The sequence below is a fragment of the Stenotrophomonas sp. YJH_SMC_127 genome, from assembly GCF_059372445.1.
Genome location: NZ_JCAFVO010000005.1, coordinates 204,294 through 227,326 on the forward strand (window position 1 = coordinate 204,294; position 23,033 = coordinate 227,326).

At 64.2% G+C, this 23,033-nt stretch carries 28 protein-coding genes; 9 read left to right on the forward strand and 19 right to left on the reverse strand.

Features of this window, described 5'->3' with window-relative positions; all coding sequences use genetic code 11:
- Position 1: 1 nt before the first annotated feature.
- From AC5QAB_RS13735 to AC5QAB_RS13820, 18 genes are all read right to left on the reverse strand, one after another.
- Entirely contained in the window at positions 2–418 is a 417-nt protein-coding gene (locus AC5QAB_RS13735; protein WP_015994706.1) for a hypothetical protein, read from the reverse strand.
- Positions 418–4,164, reverse strand: a complete 3,747-nt coding sequence (locus AC5QAB_RS13740) for a Laminin subunit alpha-2 (protein ID WP_251467526.1) — start codon at positions 4,162–4,164, stop codon at positions 418–420. The genes AC5QAB_RS13735 and AC5QAB_RS13740 overlap by 1 nt, the downstream gene beginning before the upstream one ends.
- Positions 4,157–4,825 carry a hypothetical protein gene (locus AC5QAB_RS13745; RefSeq protein ID WP_495233452.1) on the reverse strand — a complete coding sequence of 223 codons (669 nt, stop codon included), beginning with the start codon at positions 4,823–4,825 and terminating at the stop codon, positions 4,157–4,159. The genes AC5QAB_RS13740 and AC5QAB_RS13745 overlap by 8 nt, the downstream gene beginning before the upstream one ends.
- Before the next feature lie 53 nt (positions 4,826–4,878).
- Positions 4,879–5,679, reverse strand: a complete 801-nt coding sequence (locus AC5QAB_RS13750) for a phage tail tube protein (protein ID WP_015994703.1) — start codon at positions 5,677–5,679, stop codon at positions 4,879–4,881.
- A 13-nt stretch (positions 5,680–5,692) separates the two neighbouring features.
- On the reverse strand, positions 5,693–6,112 hold the full coding sequence (locus AC5QAB_RS13755; protein ID WP_015994702.1) for a hypothetical protein: 420 nt from the start codon (positions 6,110–6,112) through the stop codon (positions 5,693–5,695).
- Positions 6,113–6,167: 55 nt separating this feature from the next.
- The gene (locus AC5QAB_RS13760) at positions 6,168–6,491 is read right to left on the reverse strand and encodes a head-tail joining protein (RefSeq protein WP_015994701.1); all 324 of its coding nucleotides are present in this window, start codon (positions 6,489–6,491) and stop codon (positions 6,168–6,170) included.
- Positions 6,488–6,979: a lysis system spanin subunit gene (locus AC5QAB_RS13765; RefSeq protein ID WP_015994699.1), complete on the reverse strand. Its 492-nt coding sequence runs from the start codon at positions 6,977–6,979 to the stop codon at positions 6,488–6,490. The genes AC5QAB_RS13760 and AC5QAB_RS13765 overlap by 4 nt, the downstream gene beginning before the upstream one ends.
- Entirely contained in the window at positions 6,976–7,182 is a 207-nt protein-coding gene (locus AC5QAB_RS13770) for a hypothetical protein (protein WP_239504087.1), read from the reverse strand. The genes AC5QAB_RS13765 and AC5QAB_RS13770 overlap by 4 nt, the downstream gene beginning before the upstream one ends.
- A gap of 128 nt (positions 7,183–7,310) precedes the next feature.
- On the reverse strand, positions 7,311–7,742 hold the full coding sequence (locus tag AC5QAB_RS13775; protein ID WP_015994697.1) for a virion protein: 432 nt from the start codon (positions 7,740–7,742) through the stop codon (positions 7,311–7,313).
- A gap of 80 nt (positions 7,743–7,822) precedes the next feature.
- Entirely contained in the window at positions 7,823–8,188 is a 366-nt protein-coding gene (locus AC5QAB_RS13780; RefSeq protein ID WP_015994696.1) for a DUF2190 family protein, read from the reverse strand.
- Positions 8,189–8,210: 22 nt separating this feature from the next.
- On the reverse strand, positions 8,211–10,187 hold the full coding sequence (locus tag AC5QAB_RS13785; RefSeq protein ID WP_197651646.1) for a prohead protease/major capsid protein fusion protein: 1,977 nt from the start codon (positions 10,185–10,187) through the stop codon (positions 8,211–8,213).
- Between the two features lie 2 nt (positions 10,188–10,189).
- The gene (locus AC5QAB_RS13790) at positions 10,190–11,680 is read right to left on the reverse strand and encodes a phage portal protein (protein WP_015994694.1); all 1,491 of its coding nucleotides are present in this window, start codon (positions 11,678–11,680) and stop codon (positions 10,190–10,192) included.
- Between the two features lies 1 nt (position 11,681).
- A complete protein-coding gene (locus AC5QAB_RS13795) occupies positions 11,682–11,897 on the reverse strand; it encodes a phage head-tail joining protein (protein ID WP_015994693.1) in 216 nt (71 codons plus the stop codon).
- Positions 11,898–11,976: 79 nt separating this feature from the next.
- Entirely contained in the window at positions 11,977–12,294 is a 318-nt protein-coding gene (locus AC5QAB_RS13800; protein WP_146260224.1) for a hypothetical protein, read from the reverse strand.
- The gene (locus AC5QAB_RS13805) at positions 12,291–14,216 is read right to left on the reverse strand and encodes a phage terminase large subunit family protein (protein ID WP_164072017.1); all 1,926 of its coding nucleotides are present in this window, start codon (positions 14,214–14,216) and stop codon (positions 12,291–12,293) included. The genes AC5QAB_RS13800 and AC5QAB_RS13805 overlap by 4 nt, the downstream gene beginning before the upstream one ends.
- Positions 14,213–14,857 (reverse strand): hypothetical protein, encoded by a 645-nt coding sequence (locus AC5QAB_RS13810; RefSeq protein WP_015994690.1) that lies wholly within the window; start codon positions 14,855–14,857, stop codon positions 14,213–14,215. The genes AC5QAB_RS13805 and AC5QAB_RS13810 overlap by 4 nt, the downstream gene beginning before the upstream one ends.
- Positions 14,858–15,199: 342 nt before the next feature.
- Positions 15,200–17,593 (reverse strand): DUF5906 domain-containing protein, encoded by a 2,394-nt coding sequence (locus AC5QAB_RS13815; RefSeq protein WP_251467545.1) that lies wholly within the window; start codon positions 17,591–17,593, stop codon positions 15,200–15,202.
- Positions 17,594–18,021: 428 nt separating this feature from the next.
- Positions 18,022–18,501 (reverse strand): hypothetical protein, encoded by a 480-nt coding sequence (locus tag AC5QAB_RS13820; protein WP_239504089.1) that lies wholly within the window; start codon positions 18,499–18,501, stop codon positions 18,022–18,024.
- 119 nt (positions 18,502–18,620) lie between these two features.
- Between AC5QAB_RS13820 and AC5QAB_RS13825 the strand changes: the two genes are divergently transcribed.
- The 3 genes from AC5QAB_RS13825 (at position 18,621) to AC5QAB_RS13835 (ending at position 19,917) form a co-directional block, all read left to right on the forward strand.
- On the forward strand, positions 18,621–18,851 hold the full coding sequence (locus AC5QAB_RS13825; RefSeq protein ID WP_164072019.1) for a hypothetical protein: 231 nt from the start codon (positions 18,621–18,623) through the stop codon (positions 18,849–18,851).
- A 225-nt stretch (positions 18,852–19,076) separates the two neighbouring features.
- Positions 19,077–19,631: a hypothetical protein gene (locus AC5QAB_RS13830; RefSeq protein ID WP_239504090.1), complete on the forward strand. Its 555-nt coding sequence runs from the start codon at positions 19,077–19,079 to the stop codon at positions 19,629–19,631.
- Positions 19,603–19,917, forward strand: coding sequence for a hypothetical protein (locus AC5QAB_RS13835; RefSeq protein WP_239504091.1), 315 nt, complete (start codon positions 19,603–19,605; stop codon positions 19,915–19,917). Before AC5QAB_RS13830 ends, AC5QAB_RS13835 begins: the two co-directional genes overlap by 29 nt.
- A gap of 39 nt (positions 19,918–19,956) precedes the next feature.
- On the opposite strand, the gene AC5QAB_RS13840 is transcribed toward AC5QAB_RS13835, so the two are convergent.
- Positions 19,957–20,508, reverse strand: a complete 552-nt coding sequence (locus AC5QAB_RS13840) for a DUF4124 domain-containing protein (RefSeq protein ID WP_015994730.1) — start codon at positions 20,506–20,508, stop codon at positions 19,957–19,959.
- A 233-nt stretch (positions 20,509–20,741) separates the two neighbouring features.
- Between AC5QAB_RS13840 and AC5QAB_RS13845 the strand changes: the two genes are divergently transcribed.
- The 6 genes from AC5QAB_RS13845 to AC5QAB_RS13870 all read left to right on the forward strand — a co-directional run bounded on the left by AC5QAB_RS13845 (position 20,742) and on the right by AC5QAB_RS13870 (position 23,027).
- Complete coding sequence (locus tag AC5QAB_RS13845) at positions 20,742–20,966, forward strand: hypothetical protein (protein ID WP_014646649.1); 225 nt, start codon at positions 20,742–20,744, stop codon at positions 20,964–20,966.
- Positions 20,967–21,374: 408 nt separating this feature from the next.
- Entirely contained in the window at positions 21,375–21,695 is a 321-nt protein-coding gene (locus tag AC5QAB_RS13850; RefSeq protein WP_197651644.1) for a hypothetical protein, read from the forward strand.
- A gap of 15 nt (positions 21,696–21,710) precedes the next feature.
- Complete coding sequence (locus AC5QAB_RS13855) at positions 21,711–21,983, forward strand: hypothetical protein (protein WP_164072186.1); 273 nt, start codon at positions 21,711–21,713, stop codon at positions 21,981–21,983.
- Positions 21,980–22,306 carry a hypothetical protein gene (locus tag AC5QAB_RS13860; RefSeq protein WP_111007518.1) on the forward strand — a complete coding sequence of 109 codons (327 nt, stop codon included), beginning with the start codon at positions 21,980–21,982 and terminating at the stop codon, positions 22,304–22,306. Before AC5QAB_RS13855 ends, AC5QAB_RS13860 begins: the two co-directional genes overlap by 4 nt.
- Positions 22,303–22,542 carry a hypothetical protein gene (locus AC5QAB_RS13865; protein ID WP_164072187.1) on the forward strand — a complete coding sequence of 80 codons (240 nt, stop codon included), beginning with the start codon at positions 22,303–22,305 and terminating at the stop codon, positions 22,540–22,542. The genes AC5QAB_RS13860 and AC5QAB_RS13865 overlap by 4 nt, the downstream gene beginning before the upstream one ends.
- Complete coding sequence (locus AC5QAB_RS13870) at positions 22,539–23,027, forward strand: hypothetical protein (protein WP_015994725.1); 489 nt, start codon at positions 22,539–22,541, stop codon at positions 23,025–23,027. The genes AC5QAB_RS13865 and AC5QAB_RS13870 overlap by 4 nt, the downstream gene beginning before the upstream one ends.
- Positions 23,028–23,033 lie beyond the last annotated feature (6 nt).

Here is a 23,033-nt window from a genome sequence, read left to right on the forward strand (position 1 = left end):
ATTACACCGTCATAAGGCGAAGAGTGATAGAGAAGAGGTCGGCATCGAGTGCCGGTACTGCGAAGCGAGTCGGCTCAACCTCGATCGCCGGGCCATCGGTTCGGCGCCAGCGCACCTGGAAGGGGCGGTCCCCGCCGTTGTGCGCGGGCATGATGAGATTGATGGGCGCCAGGCGCGCCTCGCTTTCGCTTTCCTGAAGGGCTCGGAGGGTTGGAAGGTCCACCACGCCAACGTATGCCGTCCCGTCACGAGAAGTTTTCAAGGTGATCGGGCGTCCAGCCTGTCGCGCCGATTCCTGAACGATCAACGCACCGGTCAAGCTCGTGCGCGCTTGCTGACCGATACGCCAGGCGGTGAACTCATCGGTCCACTGGAGATCGGCAGGAAGGTCGATGCCTCCCAGAATGATGCGCGTCATCAGCGCCTCCCCCGCACAGACACGGATCGGCTTTGCTGAACCTTGCGGAGCACCAGTGGCGCAACTATGTTCGCGATGCGCTCGGCCTGTTGCTGCTCGGCTGCAGTCGCGCCAGCAACGATCTCCTTGCTAGGCGCCTTCCAGTCAATGACCAGAACCTGCTCCTTCGCCTCACCCGCCTTGATCCGGGAGGCGTCGGCTTTCGCCTGTGCTTCCGCCTCAGCGACAGCAGCTTTCCGCCGCTCCTCGGCCGCCTGTTTCGCGGCCCTTTCCTTTTCCAGCCGCTTCGCTTCGATTTGGTTCTCAAGCTGAACCACGCTATCGAGCTCGCTGGCGCCGACCAGGTCAAAGCGCTCGGCCAGCTCCTTTCGCTTGCCTGCGAGTTCGTCCATGCCTTCGAGCAACTGCTTTTGCTCCTCGGTGTACCTGGCAAGCTCCTGTCGCTGTGCGTACAGCGAGTTCCAGATGTTGGCGAACTGCTGAAGGCTGTTCGGGCCGCTCATCTGGCTCAACATGTCTCTCGTCTTCTGCGAAATCTCACCCATGCTCAGCGAGAAACCCTGAGCGGCATTTGAGGCGCTCGCCAAGCTGCCTCCGGCCGCAGAAGCCCCCTCAGCGACCCGTTCAACGCCGGTCGCGGCCTCATCTGATGCGCGTTTAACGTCGAGCATGGCGTCAGTCGCCTTCTGAGCACCCTGCTCGACTCGACCCATCGCAGCGGCGCCCTTTGTCCCAAGCTGCTCCATCGAATCGCTGGTGTCGTAGATCGCGCCCTGAACGTCCAGCTGGGACTGCACCTGGCTCCGGCGCCAGGCATCACTATCGGCGACAGCTGCCTTTGCGGTATCGGCGTACGCCCTGAACGCACGACGGACATCCTCGACAGATGCTTTACCGCTGGCCGCTCCCTGCCGGATGGTCTCGAAGGCTTCCCAAGCAGAGTCACGGGCCGCATCCAGAGACTGCTGCGACTGGATACCAAGCCGTTTGAACTCATCGGCAAGCGGGTTGAGGCCGGCCTGGATCTCGCGAATCCGTGCGCTCAAGGCGGCCGCCGACCTCGCTGCCGAGTCAAAGCCGACGCGCCCTTGCTCGCCCGCAGCCTGTAGCAGGCTGCCTAAGGTACGTGCCTCGTCCAGTGTTGCCACATTTCCCAAGGCAGCTTTGAACGCAGCCTCAATCTGCGTGCCGGTCGCAATGGCGTTCTCTGTGACGGCACCGAACGCAGCGATGGCATCCCGACCTGCCTGGGTGAAGCTGACCCCCAGCTGGCCCGAGGCCACGCCCAGCTTGGTCATCGCGGCAAGCAGAGTGGTCTGCAGCACCGCCGCAGCGTTCACTGCCCCCTGCGGCAGCGAGCTGAATGCCGCCTGCGCCGCACCCTGGAACCGGGCGAGTTCTTCACCCGACAGCTGCTGCAGCGTCGCGAGAAGGCCATCACGCACGTTCTGCTGGGCCGCAGCACCTTGCGTGGCGATGAAGCCCAGCGCTTCGCCTACCGAGGCAAGGCTGGCCGTATCGGCAAAGTTGAGCCCGGAGAACATCTTACGGATGGACTCAGCCGCCAGCTTGGCGTTGCCATCAATCCCTTCAAGCTGCGCCACAACCTGCTGAGCAGCGCCACCAATGCCGTTGGATAGAGCATCAGCGGCGGTCTTCACACCTGTTTTCAGGGATGCGAAGCCCGTGGAGACTTCCAGCAACCGCTGTGTGACCTGGCCCAGCTGCTGCAGCTGCTCTGCCGTCGCAACACCGGCCTTCTGCTGCATCAGCAGGAACCCCTCCTGCGCGGTGAGGTACTGCTCCAGACCAGACAGCCGCTTCTCGTAGGCTTGCCGCTCGGCCTCGCCCAGCTTCGCAACCTCTTCGGCTGACTTGATGACCACGTCACGGTATGCGACGAAAGACACCGCCTGCTGACGCAGCTGCAGCGCGGAGTCGCGTACCTGGCTGATGTAGGCCCGCTGCGCTTCACCGGCACGCTTCAGCGCCGGGTCGTGCTGCTTCCAGATATCCTGAGCCACGGTCTTGAGGACATCCAGACCGCCCATGGCCGCTTCCAGCCCCAGTACAGCGACGGTAATGGGCACGATCTTTGGCAGACCACGCAACAGCGCACCAAACCGACCGATGCCACGGCTTCCGCTGGCAACCGCTGCGTTGTTGGCGATCTGAGCGTTCGTAGTCGCAATCAGGGAGGCACGCCAGGCGTTCAGCTGGATCAGCGCGCCGACGATCTTGAATTGAGCGTACGCGGCGGCCATCAGACCGATCACGCGCGCATGGTCCACAACCCACTGGGTCGTGCCCTTTACCGCCTCGGCCATGGTGATGATGGCCTGGGCGGTTTGCTTGGCCCAGCGCGACAGGCTGCCATCGGCCGCAAGGCGATCCAGCGTGGTCAGAAGCGTGTTCAGCTGGTCCTTGAAGTAGGTCAGCACACCCTGGTCGGCAACTTCCTGCTTCCAGTCCTTGAACCGATCAGTGGCCGCCTTCCACAGGCCTGCGATGGTACCCACCTTCGCTGCTGCTGCCGCTCCGCCGTACGACTCTGCAAGCAGGTCCAGAATAATGGACTGCGCCTGCGCGACCTGACCCGTGGCCTCCAGGCTCTTGATAAGCGCCTTTTGGCTGTCGTCCAGCGTGAAGCCTTGCTTGCTCAGGCTTTCCATAGCCTTAGACGGCGTCTGCAGCGCCTTGCCCACAACCTCGGCCGACTGCTCCAGCGACATGCCCAACCGCTGGGCCTGGTCGATGGTGATCTGCATCGCTGCCGGGAACTGCTCGCCTACAATATTGGTGTAGGACAGCAGGCGCACCTGGGCGGCGCTGATCTGCCCATCGTCAAACAGCCCACTCTGCAGCTGCTGGCGCATGGCGGCCAGGCTCTGCGCGGTGAACTCACTGGTGCGTCCCGTGGCGTGTAGGGCCGCTTCCAGCTGCGCCAGCTCCTGCTCGGCGTCGCTGCCTTCCTTCACGATGGCCTTGATGCCATCGACCACTCGGTTCAGACCGACAAATGCAATCGCGCCAGCGGCTACCGCCTTGAGCCTGCCAAACCAGCTAACAGTGCTCTCGGTGGCCGACGCCAGGTCACCGCTGCCGGCTGCGGCGTCATCAGCGCGCTCTCGGTAATCGGCCAACGCCTTTGCCGCCGCCTTGCTGGTACTGGCCTGCTTGCGGAAGGCAGCGTCGCCTTCCTCGATCAGCTGTTTGCGCCGACGCCCCGCCTCAGCCTCTGCAGCTGCGGCTCGGGCCTGCTCGCTGAGTGCTGCTGCACTACGGGCTGCCTCGACCCGCAGACGGTGCTGGTGATCGGCCAGGTTGGCGGTATTGACGCCCAGCGAGGACAGCTCGCTATCGGCCTTGGCGACAGCTTCCCACTGCTCATGGAGCGCCTTCTGCAGGCGCTCGCCCTCCTTGCGCAACTCACGCTGGGTAGCCAGTACCTCACGGGATGGCTTCTCCATCTCGCCGATGCCGAGGCTAAGGGCCAGCGCGGCTTTCTGGTTGGCGTCAAACTGCTGCTCCAGCTCGGCAAGGTCAGCCAGCATCCCGTCGTACGCATCCGCTTTCGCAGCTGCTACGTTCAGGCCGGTCAGCGAGTCCAAAAGCTTGGAAGCTTTCCCAGCCGTCTCGACCGATACGTCACCCAGATCGCCGAACGCCGCGCGCAGTTCTTCCACACCCTCGCGGCCCCGGGTTTCGATGACAACGCGGATTGCTTCTTCCAGCCGATCAGCCATTGGTGTTTCCGTTGACGCGCCATTGACGGCGCAACTCAGTCAGATAGGTGGTGTGGAAACGGTCTATCAGGCGACGGCGCGCCGCCAGGGCCCGACTGTTACCATCAGCACCGGAGAGCATCTCGAACGGGCTGGGCCCACGCAGGATGCGAACCGGGCCACGGCCGTGGCGCTTCTGCTTCGCCCGATCCCAGCTGCGCACCCGGATGGCTCTGCGACCCTTGATCGTGGCTATGAAGGCACCGTCGTAGGACTTTGATTCGCCCAGACCAATGCTGGCTGTCGCGCCTTTGGACTTACGGCCGGCCCAACGGCCACCGAACTCGATCAGCGAAATCTGCCGCGTGCTTGCCCAGATGGAGAGGAAATCATCCTTGCCGCGCTTGCCCGTGCTGTAACCTCGCTCCCCTGTCTCCACTCGGTACTTACCGCGCAGAGCCGAGGCCCGGATGTTGTAGGAGGCGCGCACCTCCTGTGCAGTCGCCGGCCCGGCCCGGCGCTGCAGCCCAACAAAGGCACGCTGCACCGACAGGTCGTAGCGGTTTAGCACGTCGCCAGCCAGGTCGGTGAGGCCGTGGAAGCCCTTTGCCCGCCGACCGCTGACGTAGTACTTGAGCAGGTTGTTGTTGCGATTGGACGCCACTGAACGTTCCTGATTCATGCTGGGAGGGCGCCGTTCGGGCGCCCTCCCTTTTGCCGAAGGCAACAGCTCGTTCAGCCCGCCGACTGCGCTGCGATCTTGAACGTGTAGAGATCGGCCTCGCCGGCCTGGAAGATCACCGGGCCGGTCAGGGTTACCTGGATCGGCTCATCGCTGAACCAGTCCACGTCGCCGTCCACGGTCAGGTCGACGTTCGGGATGGTCAGCAGGCCCTCGTCGCCGCTAATGCGGTCCTGCATATCGCCCAGGATCTGGAAGGACTTGCTCGGCGTGGTGCCGCCGCTGATGGCGGTTTCCAGATATGCGTCGTACTTGTAGTTCGCCACGACGGTATCGCCCGCCTGCAGCTGGCCGCTGGATTTCGGGATCAGCAGGCCATGCGCCGAGTCGAGGGTGTAATCCGTGCCCTTTACCAGGTCGACCGCGCCCTTCTTGAAAGTCGGTTCGGGGTCGGCCAGAAGGAAGTTGTGCGGCAGTTTCACAGGCGTGTCCGCGCTACCCACGGTCACGGAAATGCCGGTTGCGGTGCCGGCGGCGACCTGGGTGGCCACAAGCGTGCCGTACAGCATGCGGGCCAGGATGGCCGGCGGAACTTCCAGCGCGGTGATCGAGACACTGGTGACACCAGGGTTGGAATCCTTGTGGATGATCTGCTGATAGCGCGCGTCGCGGCGCTTGCTCTTGATTTCCACCGAGTCGCCAGCTTCGTAGCTGAACGTCAGCGACGACTGCTCCAGCGGCTGGTTGCCGAACTTGTCGGTCGGCTCCGGGATGACGGGAACGCGGGCGCCGTTCGCGCCGTGCTCCCAGAAACGCAGATCGCCTGCAAACTTGCGGACTTTGGGCTGTGCCATGGTGGTGCTGCTCCTACGGGTTGGGGACGGGCTCAAAGGTCTCGGTCAGACCAGCCCGCGCGGTGATCTGAGCGACGACGGCGGAATGCCCTGCGTCGTCTTCCAGGGTTGCCATCTGGCTTTGAAGCAACTCAAACGTGGTAATGCCCTTGGGTAGCAGCTTGTCGTTGAAGGTCAACACGCGAATCAGGTCGTACCTGGCCCGGTGCACGAGCAGCCGAGGGTTCACCTCACCGCTCTCTCGCGGCACCTCAAACTCAATCGTGACCGAGGCGTCGGAGGTGACCTGGGCAGACCCACCGCCGGTGCGCGACAGCTGCTGGACCGAAATGAGCGTGGCTGGTCCCGACTGATCCTCACCCAGCTCGGCATCGTCGACCACGATCAGCCCCGCCCCTATGTCGGTGAGGAATCCGGCGCTGGCTTGGATCATCTGCACTCGACCGCGCAAGAACTCGACCAGCTGCCAGGAGAGGGGTTCGGGTCGCTCAGCCACGGCGCACCAGCCAGACGCTGCGCGAGCCGTCGTCACTGAGCTTCTTCGAAGTCACGAACACCTCACCGCCAACCTCTACACGGTCGCCCTGCTCAGGTTCGACATCTACACGCAGAAAGGACACCTCGACACGGCCGGCGACGAACTGGCGCAGCTCGCCGATCGTCTCTACGTCGCGATCGACATAGACCCTCACACCCTCAGTGACAGTCCCGTCCTTCACCGCCGTCACCTTGGCCGTGCAGGCCATGCCGGCAAGGGCTAACGAGGCGTGGATCGTCGCGTCCATGTCACGCAGGAACTCCAGCTCGCTCACCGCGCACCTCCCGAACACAGCATCGCGTAAGCCTGCAGCGCCCTCACCTGGGCGTCGCACTGGGCGGCGGCGCCAATAGCTCGGCCCGCACTTTCAATTCGGTCGTCGGCTCGACCATCAGGCTGGCTGCCGGCAGCGGCGGCCTCGGACAGCTCTGCGGTGGCGACGGACGCTTGCCAACGCTGGTGCAGGCGCTGGTTGCCAGCGCGAAGATCAGCGACGAGACGATCAGAGGCTTTCTGTGCATCGTTCTTTTCCTTCTCATATGTGGCAGCCAAGTCATTGGCTGCCTGAGCGCGTCCGCGCTCTGCTGCAAGCACACCATTTGCATCGGCCAGTGCCGTCGCAGCGGCATCACGCTCATTGCGGGCTCTGTCCCGGGCAGCCAAGGCGATGTCGGCAGCCCGGTGAGCTTGAACAACCGAACCCCTCTGCCAGATAACCAAGACGCTCAGACCGAGCAGTAGCGCTAGGAGTACCCGCGTCATGCCACAGACTCCTCAACAGGCGGGACCACCACTCCCAACTGCTTGAGCGCCGACTCCAGCGAGATGACACGCAACCGCAGGCGATGAGCATCCTCCTGCGCCTTCATGCGCAAGCGAACCTCTTCGTTGTACTGCTTGACCACCTCCGCTTGGGACGTCTCCAACGACTTCACCCGCTCTACGAGCCCGTTCAGCAGATCCACGTTGGCGTCGGTTTCGGTGCGCTCTTTTCGGCGCGCCAGAACCGCACCCCACGTCTCCCGGACGAGCCATAGCGCGACTGCGCTGGCAGCCAGCCACCAAGGTGCGCTATCCCCCACGCCGCTCCCAATCATTTCAGCGCCTCGGCAATGCCTGCGGCGACAACGTCGGCGTTCCAGTACGTGCCACCGTTCTCGTGCTTGGCGATGGCGGTCGCGAGACGACCCAGCGTCACAGGGTTGTCCAACCGGATCACTTCGGACGGCGACACGCCTACGGCGTTAGCAACTTGCTGCACGTATGCGGTGGTGTTGTTCTCCACCGGTGGCGCCCAGCGACCGATGATCTCCTTCACCGTTCGCAGGCCATGCTTGCGCTGGTAGGTGAGCAGGGTCTTGCCCAAGGCCCGGAACCCCGCCTGCGGGGTCAGGAAGACGCAGAAGCGGGCCTCGCGGGCGACGGCAGCAGCTGACCGATCCTCACCCTGCCACGGCGTACTGGTACGGTCGATGTTGCCAGGATTGTTGTTGCGTACGCCGCGCGGCGTGCCGGTGGTACCCATGCGATTCCCCGTTGTCGCTGTGGAAGAACCGGCACCGCTCACGCCACGCGGGCATCAGTGAGCGGTGCCGGCCTATTCGGTTATGCCTTGGTGGCGTTGCCCGGCGAGAGCCGCACCTCGGCCGTCGCCTGACCGGCAGAGCCGGCAGCCCAGGCAAACGCCGCACCGGTGATGTCGCCGGCAGCGGCGGTCGCGGCGCTTCCGTCGAATGCTTTGGCGCTCGCGCTCCACACCAGCTTTTCACCTTGCTCGAAGACCGCCGCCGGCACCTTCGGCAGCGTGAACACGCCGCCCAGGGCTACGCTGCCGGTCGCGCCGACTGCGACGTTGACCAGGGCGACACCCAGCTGGTGCCCGACGGCAACTGGCTGACCCGATGCAACCGGCTGATCGGTGGTGTTGGTCCAAGGGATCACGTCCCCATCGGATACGAAGTTCTGTGCCATGTCTCAGTGCTCCAGTTGGGGATCAGCCGCAGCGCTGCACGCCGCGATAGTCGAGGGCGGCGATGCCGAAATCGAGGCGTGCCTTCCAACGCACACCGTCGACGGTGAACCCCTCCTCGTAGTCCAGGAAGGGTTCGGTGATCCCATCAAGGAATGCGACCTCGATGGCCGGACAGTCGTTCGGATCGGCGAACAGGTACCACTTGTCGTCCTTGATGCGCGCGGTGTCGACGATGTCGCGGAAGAGACCCTGCACAGCGTTCGGGCGCTGCAGCTTCCCTTCAGCGTCCGGGTCGTACTCGGCCTTGTTGGTGACACGCGCGGCACTGCCGTATTTGGTCGGACCGAGCCAGAGTGCCGGCGACAGATCCAGCACATCATTCCCGCCCACGTCCTTCTGCTGGGCCAGCCGGACGCGCATCGCGTCGACCGAGGTGACGCTCGGCACCGCTGCCGCCAGGATGTTGCCGTGGTCGGCGTGGAACAGCGTCTTGTTGGAATCCAGCTTCGGATTGCTGGCGAGGAACGCATACGCGTCGGCCTCAATGGTCCGCTTTGCGGCACGACCGAAGGCGGTCGCCAAGCCGAGGAACGCACCCAGGTCGTCGTTGATGATCGCCTGACGCGTCAGGTTGATGGTGTTGCCCTTGGTGCCAGCGGTGATGGTTGCCTTCTCGCCGTCCGGGATCTTCTTGTTCTTGAACTCGCCAGCCTCGGTCAGCTTGTCCAGGTTGCCAATGCTGCCCACGCGGTAGCGCGAATGCTCGCGGAAATCACTGACGGTGCCGGTGACGCACCAGCGGGACCAGGTGTCCGGCGCAACGGCGTAGGCCGCCTGCAGTGCCTTGTGCATCGTGCTTTCGAGCAGCACCGGGAAGTCACTGCCGCTCTGCGTGAACGCGCGGCCGACCAGCTCCAGCTTCGCCATGCCATCGGTGCGTACGCCGCAGCGCTCCAGGCTACGACGGGCCAGATCCATCAGGGTCAGGCCGCGCACTGGATTGTCACCGGTGAGCGCGAAGATCCGCTTGGTTGCGGGATCGATCACCTGTGCTCGGTGCAGCAGCGCATGCGTCACAGCGGAGCGCTGCAGATCCTGCTCGTCCTCAGTGACGCTGATGCGGTTGATGTTGCCGCCAGCAGCGGCGTCGCGCTGCTCCAGCGTGGTCAAGATCAGGCCGCGCACGTGGTCGACCGAGTGACCAGCGCGAATCCAGCCAGCTGCATGCTCGGTCTGGCCGTGGCGAGCTGCCAGCTCCACGATGTCGGCTGCGCGCGTGTCACCTTCCGGAGCCTGAGCTGCGGCCGGCGCTGCCGGAGCCGGGGTGTTGTTGATGGGTTCCTGCTGGACCGCCGATTCGGCGGCGCGGGCGGCGGGCTGAGGCATGGTGTGCTCCTGCGACGATGCGCTACGGGTGAATACACAGGGGGTCCCCTGTGCGGGTTGATTGCTGCGGGTACCTGCTGCCGGGTCGGCCGGCACAGTGACGAAGCTGATCTCGCTCGGCGTCCACTCCACCGCGCGGTAGATCGGCAAATCGCCGGGGTTGACGGCGCGCTCGATCTCATAGCGCTGCACGGTGTAACCAACCGAGATATTGCGAATGATTCCGGCACCGATATCGGCGATTACCCCGGCCAGCTCCTCGCGACCGGAGAGACGGATAAGGGCGTGGCCTTCACCATTGGAGAGCCAGGCGCGATCAACCACACCCATCTGTGAGCCGATGCCCCAGGTGTTATGGCTGTCCAGGACCGGTGCAGCGCCAGACGACAGACGCTCCATGTTGCAGGCAGCCTCATCAACGACCAGCTCCTCCCAGTAGTACGTGTCATTCCACCAGTCGTAGCGGCGCACACGGGTACCGGCGGTCCACTGGAGTTCGATCGTGCGTGCCTCGCTATCAAAGCTGGTCGGCTGCAGCGTGGCCTCACGCAACTGCGGGGGCATGAGGCGCGTCGTACCGTCCTGCGTCGGAGCCTGGATTGGCTGGGGCATGGTCATTCCTCGTTGGTTGTTGAGGCGTCGACCAGGCCGGTCCGGGCGCCACTGGATTGAAGGAAAGTCATCAGACCGAGGGCGCCGGTCTCTTTCATCCGCTTGAAGTCCTTGCCCATCTCGACGTACACCGCATCCGGGTCGTAGCCACGCCGACGCAGCGCTTCACTGGGTGAGTTGAGACCGGCGCCCATCGCTGCGATTTCCGATTCGATGTCTTGCTTGGGGTTGACGTAGTCCCAGCGCGGCGTGCTCCAGTCGGCAGTGCTTCCCGTGGAACGGACCCCACCGCCAAGCGCAGCTGCTTCGTCAAACCAGCGCCAGATCGGCTTACACATCTGCGGGACTAGCACCAGCCACTGCATCTGCTCGCAATCACGACGGAACTCCATCTGCCGGATGCGGGCACTGGAGAAGTTCACCTCACGCATATCACCGGTGGCCGACTCGTACGGGACACCGATGCCAGCAGTGATGATGTGCGCGTTAAACTTGCAATACTCGACGTAGCCCCCTGCCGGCTTTGGCTCGACAGTCTGGAAGGCTGTGGCACCAGTGATGTGGGTGACCCCACCGCTGGGCAGTGGCCCAAGGTCGGTGACCTGGTCGCGATCTGAGCCGAGCTGCGAAGGGCCGTCATCGTCCGCGTTGGACATCGAGTCGATGTCGCCACTGACGATCACACCAAGCCGCGCTTCCAGGTTCTTACGCGCGAGCTCGGCGTCTTCGTACAGCATCAGGTCGCGCACTCGCGCGATCACCGGCGCGAAGCGCGTAATGCCGCGTCCCTGCCCCGGGCGGACGGGGTTGTAGAGGTGGATGATGTCGGATGCCGGCACCAACGAACTGCTCAAGCGTACAGAGCCACGCACAGCCTCACCGGGATGCGCTCCGAACAACCAGTAGCCGCGAATCCGGCCGATCGCGTCGTACTCAATGCCGTTGATGATCTGACCACCGCCCGACGCAGACCCGTTCTTGTTCCCATCCAGCCAGTCGATCTCCAGCACCTGAAGCTGCAGCGGGACCGCAAGACCGTCCGACTGACGCCTGGTGCGGCGGCGAATAATGACCTCACCGTCCTGCTCCATCGCGCGATACGCGGTAGCCATAAGGCCGTAAATGTCCGACTTTCCGTCCGCATCCGCCACATCGGCCCAGCGGCCCCACAGGATGTCCAGCGCGGAAGCGTTTGGGCCTTCGGCCTTGGGAGTAATGCCGGTCCCGATCGTTGCACTCACCAGCACCTGGAGGGACCGCGCGCAGTACGGAACGTTCTGCACCAGCGCCCGAGCCCGGTTGCGCAGTTCGCGGGCGTCTGCCAGGTGATCGGCGTTCGCGCTGGCCCCTGCCCTACGAACACGCCAACCGTCAGTGCGTGAGGCGCCCTCGTAGGCACGCACCGCATCCAGCGTTGCCCTGGCGCGATGACGCTTCAGGGCTGCCTGGGGAGAAATGGCGCCGATGACCCTGTCCAGTAGCGAGGCCGCCATGTCAGAAGCCCCTTAGCGTCGTGAACCGATAGCGGCGTGTGGCCGACTTCCGTCGCCCCGCCGTCGTGGCGGCAACCTCAGCTTCCATGCGGTCCAATGCTGTCAACATTGCTTCGACAGACTGATACGTGATCTGACGATCACCATGCCGGACGGACAACTGGCCGCTGGCGATGGCGGCCTTCAGCCTCTGCACATCGTCTTTGGTCCAGCTCATCAGTGAGGCATCCGCGAGATCATGGATGCCAGTTTGCTGATCAGGTGCGGGTGAGTCTCGGGGAACTCACCCGCACCCCCTACCCATTGGAGCAAGGCTCATCAAGCAAGCGGTACAGCGTCCGTCTGTCGATCCTGAACCTCCTACACAGCGACCGTACTGACTCCTGTTCCTGCATCCCTTTCCGGATCGCTTCCACAGGGTAGGCACTGCTTTGCATGCTGGCGGGAATGTACAGATCCTGGGCTGGGTACTCCTCGACAAGGTAGGCCACCACGGCCTCCACAACGCTGCGTATGTCGTCGCTGTCACATCGCAGGCGCAGCGCGGCGCCGACGGCGAGCTCCTCCGTCAGCTCACTGATTCGCACCTTGTTTCGGACTGTGTTCCTGCTCACCACTGCCTCCCCATGCTGCGAGGCTGCGCGGGCCGCTGCCGGCGAGGCACACTCGATGTTTCACGGGAATCAGTGGAAGCGTCGGCCTCCGACGCAGCAGCTGGCGTTTCGCGTGAAACGCTCACGCTTGGCGGCGCAGCCAGCCGTTGTTCCAAAAGGTCCCAATCGGAACGCGTGAAGCGGTTGATACGGACCTCTGGGTGATGGGTCGCCGCGTAGGCATATACCCATGTGTCCAATGGCTCGTTTCGGGTCACCTTCTTCTCAAAGCGGTTCTTGACTGGGTTGTAGACCTCCGACACCAAGCCCGGGAAGAACTCCTCCGGTAGCTGGTCACTGAGGTGGACCATACGATTCTCGGGCTTGCGCTCGGCGTCGGCCGACAGACGGCTGTAGAGGTAGTGCTTGGCTGCAACGGTCCCCACGTGGTTGATGGTGATGCCGCGCTTGTCGGTCTTGCCCTTCCAGGTGACGTCAGCCAACTTTCCCTTGGACAGCACAGGAGCGTTGTTGGGTACAGCACCAAAGATGCACATTGGCCGGGTGATGCGCCGCTGACGGACGTAGTTTTTGACGGCCTCGGTGCGGTGGCCACCAGCGTCGATGGCCACAGCTAGCGGCCGGAGCAGCGCGCCATCTTCGCGCTCGATTGCGCGATTGAGCAAATCGGTCAGGGCTACCCACACCGCTTCTTCGGCTGGATCGCCCTGCAGTTCCACATAGTCCAGCGTCCAGGCGGTCATACCCCGCCCCCAGCCGACGACGTGAACAGCAAGGCGATTGTCCTGTGTATCTACACCTACGGTGATAGCCAGCACACCTTGCGGAGCCGAGCGAAGCGCATAGGGCTCGGCACGATCCTTGATGACGTTGTGCTTGACCGCCCTCATTGCCGGGTCTTCCCACGTCTCGGCCAGACGGTCGTTCACGAAGGTCTTGAGGGAAGCTGGATCGCCCTGCGCCTCCAGCCACTCTTTTACCAGGTCCAGCCAGCGTGGACCCAGGCCAAACTGGTAGTACAGGCAGTTGATGGTGTAGCCGCGGATGGGCGATTCAGGATTGGCGGCGACCCAGCGCCCCTTCGCAATCATCTCTGTCTTGAAGTGCTCCTCGATCGCGACGCCGCACTCACAGCACGCATACCATGCGTGACTCTTGTCGGGCGCCCACACCAGGCCGCTCCACTGCAGCGCCTGGAAGTGGCCGCAGTGGGGACACGGCACGTGATACCGACGCTGATCGCTCTTGTCGTACAGCTTCGCAATCCGGCTGAGCCCGGCGATGCCAGGGGTGCTGATGTACTGCCGCTTGTAGGTGGTCGGGAACGACGATGTACGGCCGTCCAGCATCTTCACCGGATCGTCGCCAGTGGAGAGCTGCTGCGGCGCCTCATCGATCTCATCCACCTGCAGGTACTTCACCGTCGAGGACTTCAGGCGCTGCGGGCTGCCCATGTGCTCCACGAACAGCTGGCCGCCGGCGAAGTCCTTAAACGTGCGCTGGTTGGCGCTGTCGCGGCTGGCGGTGCTGGTCAGCGCCTTCTTGACCGCTGCACAGACCTCGATCATGGGGTTGAGCTTCTGGGCAATCCATTTGTTCATGGACACCTCGCCCGGTAGCGCATACATCATCGGGCCGGGAGCGTAGTCCATCCAATAGGCCATGGCATTGGTCGCAAGCTGGCTCTTGCCGAACTGGATCGGAAACATGCAGACCTGGTCGTGGACGGGGCTTCGGGCAGACATGTTGTCCATCGGCTCACGCAGGGGCGGGTTGCGATCCGTCACCCAGCGCCCGGGCTTGCTACCGCTCTTGGTGGACAGACGCATGTGCTCATCGCACCACTGCGACACGCTCATCGGCCGTCGCGGCTGAAGCGAGCGTGCCAGCACCGACGCCAGGCAGTGCTGTGCCTGCATCATTCCGCACCCTCTGCCACCTTGGCCGCCAACGTGCGAAAGCCCTGGCTGAGCTCTTCCAGAGCGTGGCTCACCTCATCCCACACGAGACGGCGGCACCCAGCCTCATCCAGCGTTGCAGCGAGCTGCGGCGCTAGCGTATCGGCCAACCGCTCCATCGCCCCCCGAAACGTCGTGGCGTGCTCTGCTAGGAAGGCTTCTACGTCCGCACGAGGCAGCAGCAGCCCCAGCTCCTTCTGCAGCGCGATGTGGGCCATGTGCGCGTCGGTCTCGGCCTTGTCAGCGAGCGCCTTGGCCTTGCGCGCAGAGTCCGGGGTCTGAGGGCGGCCGGCGCGTGAGGGCCTGGCTTCGTCGTCGTCTCCGTCATCTTCGTCGTCGTCGATGTCGGCGTCGACGGCATTGGCCCCCTCCCCGATCCCCACCAGCGCGCTACCGCGCTCATCTGCGTGGCGCTGGGCGACACCGGCATAGACCGGGTCTGCGGTGCGAGCGTAAAGCTCCAGGGAGGCGGCCTTCAGGAATCCCTTGCCGCCCTTACCCACCACCACCCTGCCCTTCTTCCTCAGCTCGACCACATAGGACGGCTTGCAGCCGATCAGCGAGGCCAGCTCCTTGCCAGTGATCGTCACGTCTTCCTCAGCCATTGCTACCCCCTTCTCCATTTCCTTCGAAGATCGTTAAAGCGGAAAAACGCGCGCGCGCGAACATGTGCGGGCTGTGCGGCGGCGTGTGCGGGATGCAATAGCCGCTGAATCCACGCGGCACAAGGCGTGTGCGGCGTGTGCGGGATGTGCGGTCATCTATATACGCACGCGAGCCGCATCGGGGCGTTGCAGAGCGATGCCCATTCGCGCACGCGCCCGCCCATGTAGGCCGATGCCCGCACATCCCGCACACGCGTACTGCCGCAAGCGATTCACGGCAGTTCATTGCCCGCACATCTGCCCGCACATCCCGCACGCACCGCACATTGATAGGCATCGTCATCACGCACGCGCCCTGTAATCGGAGTACATGCGGCGGAATGCCACGACCTGGTCCCCCAGCCACGCGGCCTCTGTCTTTCCGTCAGGCACCGTGCAATCGCCCAGCATCAGGAACCCATGAGGCCCGTTGACGGTCTGCTCGATCTGGTAGCGCTTCCGCGCTCGGTCGGGGTGAAGGATCTGGCGCTTGCGCACCAGCGCGTTGATGAACTTTGGTGACGGCGCCGGGCGTGGCATGCCTTCGCGTGCGCACCAGGCCTTGTAGACCTCGTACCACTCCTTCGACAGCGCCGGCATGGGTTTCAGCCCGGGAATGTCATCGCCGTAGAGCTCGTCCAGGAATCGCTGCGGGCTGTCCTGGCTCAGGCCGATCAGTTCTTCCTTGGCCTGCGTCATCGGCGGATTGGTGCCGTTGGTAAAGCCGGTCAGGTCAACCTGCAGCAGGTAGTGGTGAAGCGCCGCCGTCGCGCCGTTGCGGATATCGGACAGCACCTCGGAATAGAACTCCTGGCTCAGCTTATCTGGCGTCCAGATCACCGCATGGCGGCGGTCATCCTCTTCCAGCACGACCGGCATCGCCTCGTTTGAGAGGAAGACCAGGTTGGCGTGGTTGTCTTCCTCGTAGGCCTGGATGTTCTTGGGGTTGATGCGGATGCGATCGCCGGTGATCAGCGCCTTGAGCTTGTTCTTGAGGTGGTAGACCTCGGTGCGTGCAACCACTTCGTCGGCCAGCAGGAACAGCTTGCGGCTTGCCCAATCGTTGAACTTGTCTTCTAGGGCGGCCTGGTCAAGCACGCGGCCGTACTCACCGTAAAGCTTCATGTACTCATCGAAGAACATGTTCTTGCCGGTGCCCTGCGGACCATGGATCACGATGGTCGATTTCATCTTGGCACCCGGATGCTGCAACGGGTACGCGAGCCACTTGACCACCCAGTCGTACAGCGCCTTCTGGTTGGCCTCGTTCCCGCACATATGCCAGAGCAGCTGGAGCAGCCGGTCGCAGTTGCCCTCCTGCGGCACAGTCGGCCAGCCTGCGAAGAGATTGCAGGTCACGCCCGGCTTCTCGCCCGAGGGATCAAAGTCGACCTCGCGGACACGCACGATCGACCGATCCGAATGCTCCATCCACGCGCGGTGCAGTTCCTTACGCACGCAAGCATCGCGCATGTCGCCCAGGGCCACCAGCATGTGCTCTTTGTGGTCGAACACCGTGCCGCCCTGCCCGTAAACCAACGCAAAGCGATCGAGCAGCTCAGTCAGCGAATGGATGGGGGCCAAGCGATCATTCCCCTCGCCCCCATCGTTGGTGATGGAAGGCGCGCGTTTTTCTGCAGGCACCCGCCATGAAAGCTCCGTGAGACGGGCCTCGACCTGCGCCCGCACGACGTGCAGGCCCTCTTGAGCGTGGAGATCGTTGAAGTCGCTGACCTTGCGGCCGTTGTCGATGAAGCGCTCACGCCTGGACGGCTCATCGGCAAAGACCGGGTGCAACACCGCCCCGCCCACGTCCAGCGCTGCGGCCTCGGCACCGAGCAGGCCGGCATTCGACGCGCCATGCGGCTGCGCGCACGATGGGCAGAACTGCGGATGATCGGCCAGCACCAGGCGGCTCTTGCAGTGCCGGCACTTCTGCAACACGTCGTCATCGGCGCACAGCAGCATCTTGATGCCGCGATAGCGCTTCGCCAGGGCCGAGGCGACGGCCAGCATGTTGCCGGCATCGAACGCCACGGCCACCGGGTAGCCCGTAGCCATGTGCAGCGTGGCCGCAGTGGCGTAGCCCTCGGCCACCAGCAAGATCCACTGGGGACTTCCGCCGATCAGGTGGAAGTGGCCCTTCTTGACCATACCGGCCGGCCAGTACTCCTTCGCAGGCTTGTGCCCTGCCGCCGCCAGCTTCGCGCTGCGCAGCACCTGCAGGCCATGCACCTGTCCGTTGACGTCGAGCAGTGGGACAAGTGCGGCGCCCGTGGTGCCATAGCGCAGGCCGAAACCCTGCACGCCCTTGCTGACCAAGTAGTCGGCCTCGCCAACGGCATTGGCCTTGGCCCAGGCGGACGACGCTCGCTCTGCCGCTCGCTTCGCCTGGGTCTGCCGGGCGGTCTCCGCCCTGCGCCGATCCTCGGCCAGGCGGTTGCGCAGCGCTTCGCGCTGTTCATCGGAGAAGGTCTTGTCGCGCTTACGCAGATCAACCTTGGTCGCGCCGTTCTCGTTGCCGTGCCAGACGCCGTAGGTGCCGACGACCAGAACTTCGCCGGCCGAGGTGTTCAGTTCGTGGAGCGCGTACCAGCCCCGGCGCTCGCGTGAACCTTCGACGCGGCACCGGACCATGCGCCCGGTGGTGTCCAGTTCGGTGACCAGCAGGCCGGCAGACTGCAGCTGCTGCAGCACATCCCCATAATTCTCAGACATTCAGTAGTTTCCCGAGCCGCTATGTACCCAGGAAATGCGCGTCCGAATACCCGCGCCCGTCAGGTCCAGGGAGGACCCATCGCTGGTATCGCGAATGGCTCGCAATGCCAAGGCGGATTCAGTAGCACGGTCTGCACGCGGCCTTTCACAAGCCACCCGGGGGGATGGGGCCGAATCAATGCTTGCTTGGTACATCTGGATTCCCCAAAGGCAGACAGTGCTGCCGGTTGTCGTGCTGCTCTTGTCGCTGGCGGATGCGCTCTCGCTCTGCCAATGCTTCCTCGCCTATCAGCCCCGGCACTGCATCGGTCAACGCAAGTGCCGCAAGCTCCATGGCTCGCCGCGCGGATGCGCTGGCTATGCCACGCCTTCGATACTGAGATCGACGGGCGTGGTCCGTACCCACGTCAGTCCTCCGTCCCCAGCTGCCCAGCCGCACGGCACGCATTGCGCTCCAAGCGGTAGCAGAGCTTGCGCACCTCGCGCGAAAGGTCTTGGATTCGATCTGCCTCGGGAACGCTCAGGCGTTGATCCGCTATCGCGTCGATGCCCGCACCAGCCAACGCCCCCGTCAGCTTGTGCAGTTCCAGCAGCTTCGCCTGGATCGCGGCCAGCTCGTCAGGCCAACCGCCCTGCGGCGGCGGTGGTACGTAATCGACCATCAGGTCATACTGGGCAGCAAGGGAGCAGACCCAGTCAGTTGCAATCTCCTGCGTACCGACGAATAGCTGCAGGTAGTCCGTCAGGATCTCGGCCATCTCCATCGAAACGGACTCGCCATCGACGCCCCTGAGCTTCTTCCTCAGCGTTTCCGCCGAGATCGACTTGCCACGGCGCTTGCTAATGTGCGCGGCCGCGTCCTGCAGCCCCCCAGGAGCACGGGTCACTGCGTTATGCAGCGCGTCCCGCCAGTAGAGGTCAGAGCGACGGCACGTCATGCGGCCCCCTGAAATGCGCCATCGATCATCGTGGAAAAGCTGACTGCGGCGGGGACAACATTGACCGCATGGCAGAGATCATCAGTTTCCCGCAGCGCATGCGCTTCACCGCTGTCCGTACCTATGACGCCGCAGCAGGCGCCGGCGGAGTGGTAGCGGTGCTGTTTGCGCCCGCAAACCTGGCTCATGTCTGCCGAGGCGGTCATGCAGTTTCAGCCGGCCAAATGTCGGGGCGGATTGCGGCGAGCGCCAACGGCTCGCAGCCCAGCGCGACACCGATCTCGACCGATGCCAGCTGAATCTTTCGCGCCAAGACCGGGCTGGGCTTCTTGTTCCTCCATCCGGTCGCGCACTGCCACAGGTATCCCTCAGAACTGCCGGTCAAGGCAGCGAGGCGCCGCTTACGTTCGGGGTCCGAAATGAAGGTGAGTAGGTCCATAGGGCCAGTATTTAGCCCGGAGCTAAACCTCATTGTCAAGCGCTCAGCGCAACCTCCCTGTTTAGCTACTAGCTACGCTTGGCGTATGGATGCCATCACCGCCAGACACCTCAACCTCCAGGCCTTGGTCGCCACGCTAAAACCCCAGTTGGGGACGCAGAAAGCGATCGCCATCCACCTGGACATGGCGCCTTCCTATCTGAACCAGCTATTGAACGGCAAGAAGATGGGGGATGACGTTGCGCGCAAGATCGAACGCGCGGCCGGGCTATCCCACGGCTGGCTGGACCAGCCGAGGTCCGACGACGACGCTGGTGCTGGGGCCGCTGCTGGTTCTCAGGATCTGCGAATCGACCCTGAGATCATCGCCTCCGCGATTAGGCTTGTGAGGCTGACCTTCGCCAACCTCGGAATTGATGACTTCAGCAATGAAGAAGACGGTACACCACTGGCTTATGCCTACGAGTACCTCTATCAGCGAGGTGAGGCAACGGTAACGCCCGACAACCTGATCGACTTCAGCAAGGCGCTTGCGCAAAGGCTCAGGGAGAAGGATGGAGAAGCAGAAGAAGGAGCCCCCAGCCGCGGGGACACTCGAAGCATTGGCCCAGGTGATCGCTCAGCGCGTCGCAAGGCGTGATGGGCAAAGGCCCAAGCTGCGTCTGGTCGAGAACCCTAGGCCATCGACCATCGATGGCGTGACGCGAGACAGCATCCTCCGGCGTATCCGCTGGCTCCGCGATCACTACAACCTGGGTTGCTTGATCGATCAGGCAACGTTCAACACGCCAGGCATCGACTGCCTTGAAAACGACGCGCTGGTGCGTCTGCACCGAGAAATGGAAGCCGCGAGGGAATGCTGCATGGACGGAGTTCCGCTGGATGAGGCTGGCTTCATCCGGGACATTTCCATCCAGGACGCGTGACCCTGAACCAGAGCAAGTGGGCGCGCAAAGCGCCCACACTTACGGCGTGCTGGCACCCGAGTATTTTTCCCGCGTTGCTCGCTCTCGCTCAGCCCGAGCGTCACCGCACCGCTTCCTTGCCTCGGCCATCTGGCTGTCCGCAGAAATCCTGTCAGCTGTCTGGGCCTGCTGCAAGCTAGCAATCTGAGACCGTATCCCAGACGCATAAGTGGCGCCGGCAAGGTTGTTCCTTGCCGTAGCCAGTTCACGGTTCAGCGCGGCGATCTGACGCGACACATCCTGCCCTCGGGCGTTGACCGGGCCGTAGATCCTGCTCTGCTCCGATGACAAACAGTTGCGTTCGGCGATGCCTGCATCAGCAAGCTCTGTCGTTTGGTACACCGCCGCGCGATTTGCAGCCTCGCCCGAACTCTCCGTGGCAGCGCGGTTCGACCGCAGCTTCATTGGGGCCGCATCTGCGGAACATGGCGCCTGCGAGTAGACCGTCTCGCCACTCCTCCCTTTGCACTTGAACACCTCGGCCGAAGCCCATGGCGCGCATGCAAGCGCAACCCCTAGCACCATCAACCTGCTCCACATGTCAGCCTCCATGGCCCCTGTATGCCTAGGAATTATCAGGCGAGACCGGCTTACTTTCAGCCCTGCGCCATAATTTAGCTGTCAGCTATTGCAATCCAAATTTAGCTGTGGGATAAATTCTCCCGCCGGCCATCAGCCGGCGGGCGACCGGCGGGTCGCCACCCTGCCGGCCCCTCCCCCCGCCGGCAATAGCCGCCCCCTCGGCACCTGACCCGCCGGCGCCCTCCTTCGAACAGGAGCGCGCCATGTCCCATCGCTACGCCGATCCAAGCCCCTGCCTGCTGCCGCTGTTGGCCGTGAAGGCCCTGCGGGCCGTAGCAGCACGCGATCACAGCACTGCCCGTACCCTCTGGGTCCGCAGCAAGGGCGAACACAACCGCAACCAGCTGCGCCGCTCCCGGCGCATGGGCGTCGCAAGCCTCCGCCTGGAGGCCTGCTCGCGTGACATGTCGGCCGAGGTGCGCGCATGAGCGCCCCTGTTGAGGTCGTGGCGGTGAAGCTCGCCGGCCGATGCGCAAACGGCCTGGAGCGCGGGCAGGGCACCAATCTGCATGCGGTCCCCGCAGCCCAGGTGCGCCGGAGCTTTGGCTTCATCGAAGCCACAGGCAAGGCACTCTGTGGCGCGCAGCCTGGCCGCCGCTCTGTCGGCTGGACCGCGTGCGAATCCCAGCCAGTGACGTGCCCTCGCTGCAAGCGTGCTCTCGCTCGTGCGACAGCGGGTGCCGCATGAGTCGGCACCTCCGCCTCGCTTGGGCAGCCGTCGCGCTGGTGGCCGCCGTTGTCGTACCACTGCGTATCGCGGAGATCCACCAAGCGAATGCTGACCGTGATGCGGCCAAGGCACGCTGGGCGATCAGCACCTCGGTGAGGGGCTGACCATGCGCCAGACCTCTCGCCCGCTCCCCGATTCCGTGCCGCTGTGTGGTCCCGGCCATCGACCTCACGTCGTGGTGACCGAGGGCGCCCCTACCGGCCATCGCCTGGGCGCCCCCTGCCCGCCGCTGCTGCACATCGAATGCCATAGGTGTGGCCTCGCCACCCGCCCGGTACCGATGGAAAAAGCCGCGCTGGCAGAGCTGCGCTGGACGGATGCAAGCCTGGCACACCTGCGCATCCCGATCTCCCTGCTCGCCCGCCATCGCGGCGAGGTCCTTGCCGAGATCGCTGCCGACTCCCCTTCCACGCCCATCGCTGCCTGACCAGGAGAAAAAGCCATGTCCGCTCCACTCAAGCCGAAGGAAAAAGCCGCGTTGCTCGCAGCGCATGGCGCTTCCGACCTCACCCTCCACCGCACCGCCAACGGATTCGCGCCCCGCAACCGCCCCGAGAAGCTGTTCACGCGCCGCGTCATGAACTGGCTGGATGAGCGCGTGCTGATCAGGTACGACGACCCGCAGCTGCCGCGCAAGGCGACCTTGACCGCCACCGGCATCGCCGCCGCCGAGGCGGAGATCGCCAAGGCCCGCGACCTGGCAATGACGGCATGAGCGTGCAACCCACTCTGCCAGTGGAGCAGCAATTCGCCACCGGCCATCAGGGCGAGTCACTCGTATTGATGGTCTGCCAGGGCTGGCTATGGGCCGGCCTCTACACCGCCGCGCCGCGCGAGTCGCTCCTGAAGGTCGCCGCCAGCGCCAGCCGGAGCGTGGGGGTGTCGCACCACTCGCTCACCCTCGGTGGCGTCTCGTTTTCTCTCAACCGACTTGCCGCCCAGGCTGCGCACCGCTGGCTCGACCGCCAAGGCGTGCGTGTTCGTTCGATCTCCCCCAACAACCGCGCTACGCGCCGCACGCGAGGAATCGCCGCATGAACCGCTCTGTTGTCATCTACGGGCCGCAACGCTGCGGCAAGACCACCAACGCGCAGGATCTGCGCACACATTTCGGCCTGCAGGAGGTCCTGGACGACTGGGACGGACACACTGCGTATCCGCTGCAGGACACGCTTGTCCTGACCAATAATCCGGATGCCGTTGCTCACCACTCATCGCGTGTGCTGCACCACGGCTGCGCAATGCGCGAAATGCTCGCGGAGGCCCGCGCATGAGCGCCCGTCCGCAACAGATCGGCCGGGCCGCCGAAGTGCGCAAGGTCCTGTCCATGTTCCCGCAAGGCGCTACGGTCGAACAGATCAAGACCGCTGGTCGCATCAACAGCACGCACCAGGCTATCGGCTACACGTTGAAGGGGTTGGCACGCAGCGGCCAGGCCATCTGCCACCGCTCAGGCGTGCGCGGGATCTGGCGCCTCTCCAGCCACACGCAACATGCGATCGCGCCGCTGCGCGCGGCACCCGCGCGGGAGCGACCGACCTGCGTGGTAGGTCCGCTCACCGGCGTCAGTGACGCAGCAACCACGATCCGACACCGGGAACTCGACCGGCAGCAGCTCGCCGACGACCTGGACGCTTTCCTCGCAGCGGGCGGGCACATCGAGGTGCTCGGGCACACCCCACTTCGCCCGCTGATGAGCCGGCACACCGCCAACCACGGCAGCTATGCAGAGCGCATGGCAGCCCATGAGATGGACTGAGGCACG

Excerpts from the sequence above, each read along its gene's own strand:
- AC5QAB_RS13735 (WP_015994706.1), bottom strand. The coding sequence starts at position 418 with ATGACGCGCATCATTCTGGGAGGCATCGACCTTCCTGCCGATCTCCAG.
- AC5QAB_RS13740 (WP_251467526.1), bottom strand. The coding sequence starts at position 4,164 with ATGGCTGATCGGCTGGAAGAAGCAATCCGCGTTGTCATCGAAACCCGG.
- AC5QAB_RS13745 (WP_495233452.1), bottom strand. The coding sequence starts at position 4,825 with ATGAATCAGGAACGTTCAGTGGCGTCCAATCGCAACAACAACCTGCTC.
- AC5QAB_RS13750 (WP_015994703.1), bottom strand. The coding sequence starts at position 5,679 with ATGGCACAGCCCAAAGTCCGCAAGTTTGCAGGCGATCTGCGTTTCTGG.
- AC5QAB_RS13755 (WP_015994702.1), bottom strand. The coding sequence starts at position 6,112 with ATGATCCAAGCCAGCGCCGGATTCCTCACCGACATAGGGGCGGGGCTG.
- AC5QAB_RS13765 (WP_015994699.1), bottom strand. The coding sequence starts at position 6,979 with ATGACGCGGGTACTCCTAGCGCTACTGCTCGGTCTGAGCGTCTTGGTT.
- AC5QAB_RS13775 (WP_015994697.1), bottom strand. The coding sequence starts at position 7,742 with ATGGGTACCACCGGCACGCCGCGCGGCGTACGCAACAACAATCCTGGC.
- AC5QAB_RS13780 (WP_015994696.1), bottom strand. The coding sequence starts at position 8,188 with ATGGCACAGAACTTCGTATCCGATGGGGACGTGATCCCTTGGACCAAC.
- AC5QAB_RS13785 (WP_197651646.1), bottom strand. The coding sequence starts at position 10,187 with ATGCCCCAGCCAATCCAGGCTCCGACGCAGGACGGTACGACGCGCCTC.
- AC5QAB_RS13790 (WP_015994694.1), bottom strand. The coding sequence starts at position 11,680 with ATGGCGGCCTCGCTACTGGACAGGGTCATCGGCGCCATTTCTCCCCAG.
- AC5QAB_RS13795 (WP_015994693.1), bottom strand. The coding sequence starts at position 11,897 with ATGAGCTGGACCAAAGACGATGTGCAGAGGCTGAAGGCCGCCATCGCC.
- AC5QAB_RS13805 (WP_164072017.1), bottom strand. The coding sequence starts at position 14,216 with ATGATGCAGGCACAGCACTGCCTGGCGTCGGTGCTGGCACGCTCGCTT.
- AC5QAB_RS13810 (WP_015994690.1), bottom strand. The coding sequence starts at position 14,857 with ATGGCTGAGGAAGACGTGACGATCACTGGCAAGGAGCTGGCCTCGCTG.
- AC5QAB_RS13825 (WP_164072019.1), top strand. The coding sequence starts at position 18,621 with ATGGCAGAGATCATCAGTTTCCCGCAGCGCATGCGCTTCACCGCTGTC.
- AC5QAB_RS13830 (WP_239504090.1), top strand. The coding sequence starts at position 19,077 with ATGGATGCCATCACCGCCAGACACCTCAACCTCCAGGCCTTGGTCGCC.
- AC5QAB_RS13840 (WP_015994730.1), bottom strand. The coding sequence starts at position 20,508 with ATGGAGGCTGACATGTGGAGCAGGTTGATGGTGCTAGGGGTTGCGCTT.
- AC5QAB_RS13845 (WP_014646649.1), top strand. The coding sequence starts at position 20,742 with ATGTCCCATCGCTACGCCGATCCAAGCCCCTGCCTGCTGCCGCTGTTG.
- AC5QAB_RS13850 (WP_197651644.1), top strand. The coding sequence starts at position 21,375 with ATGCGCCAGACCTCTCGCCCGCTCCCCGATTCCGTGCCGCTGTGTGGT.
- AC5QAB_RS13855 (WP_164072186.1), top strand. The coding sequence starts at position 21,711 with ATGTCCGCTCCACTCAAGCCGAAGGAAAAAGCCGCGTTGCTCGCAGCG.
- AC5QAB_RS13860 (WP_111007518.1), top strand. The coding sequence starts at position 21,980 with ATGAGCGTGCAACCCACTCTGCCAGTGGAGCAGCAATTCGCCACCGGC.
- AC5QAB_RS13865 (WP_164072187.1), top strand. The coding sequence starts at position 22,303 with ATGAACCGCTCTGTTGTCATCTACGGGCCGCAACGCTGCGGCAAGACC.
- AC5QAB_RS13870 (WP_015994725.1), top strand. The coding sequence starts at position 22,539 with ATGAGCGCCCGTCCGCAACAGATCGGCCGGGCCGCCGAAGTGCGCAAG.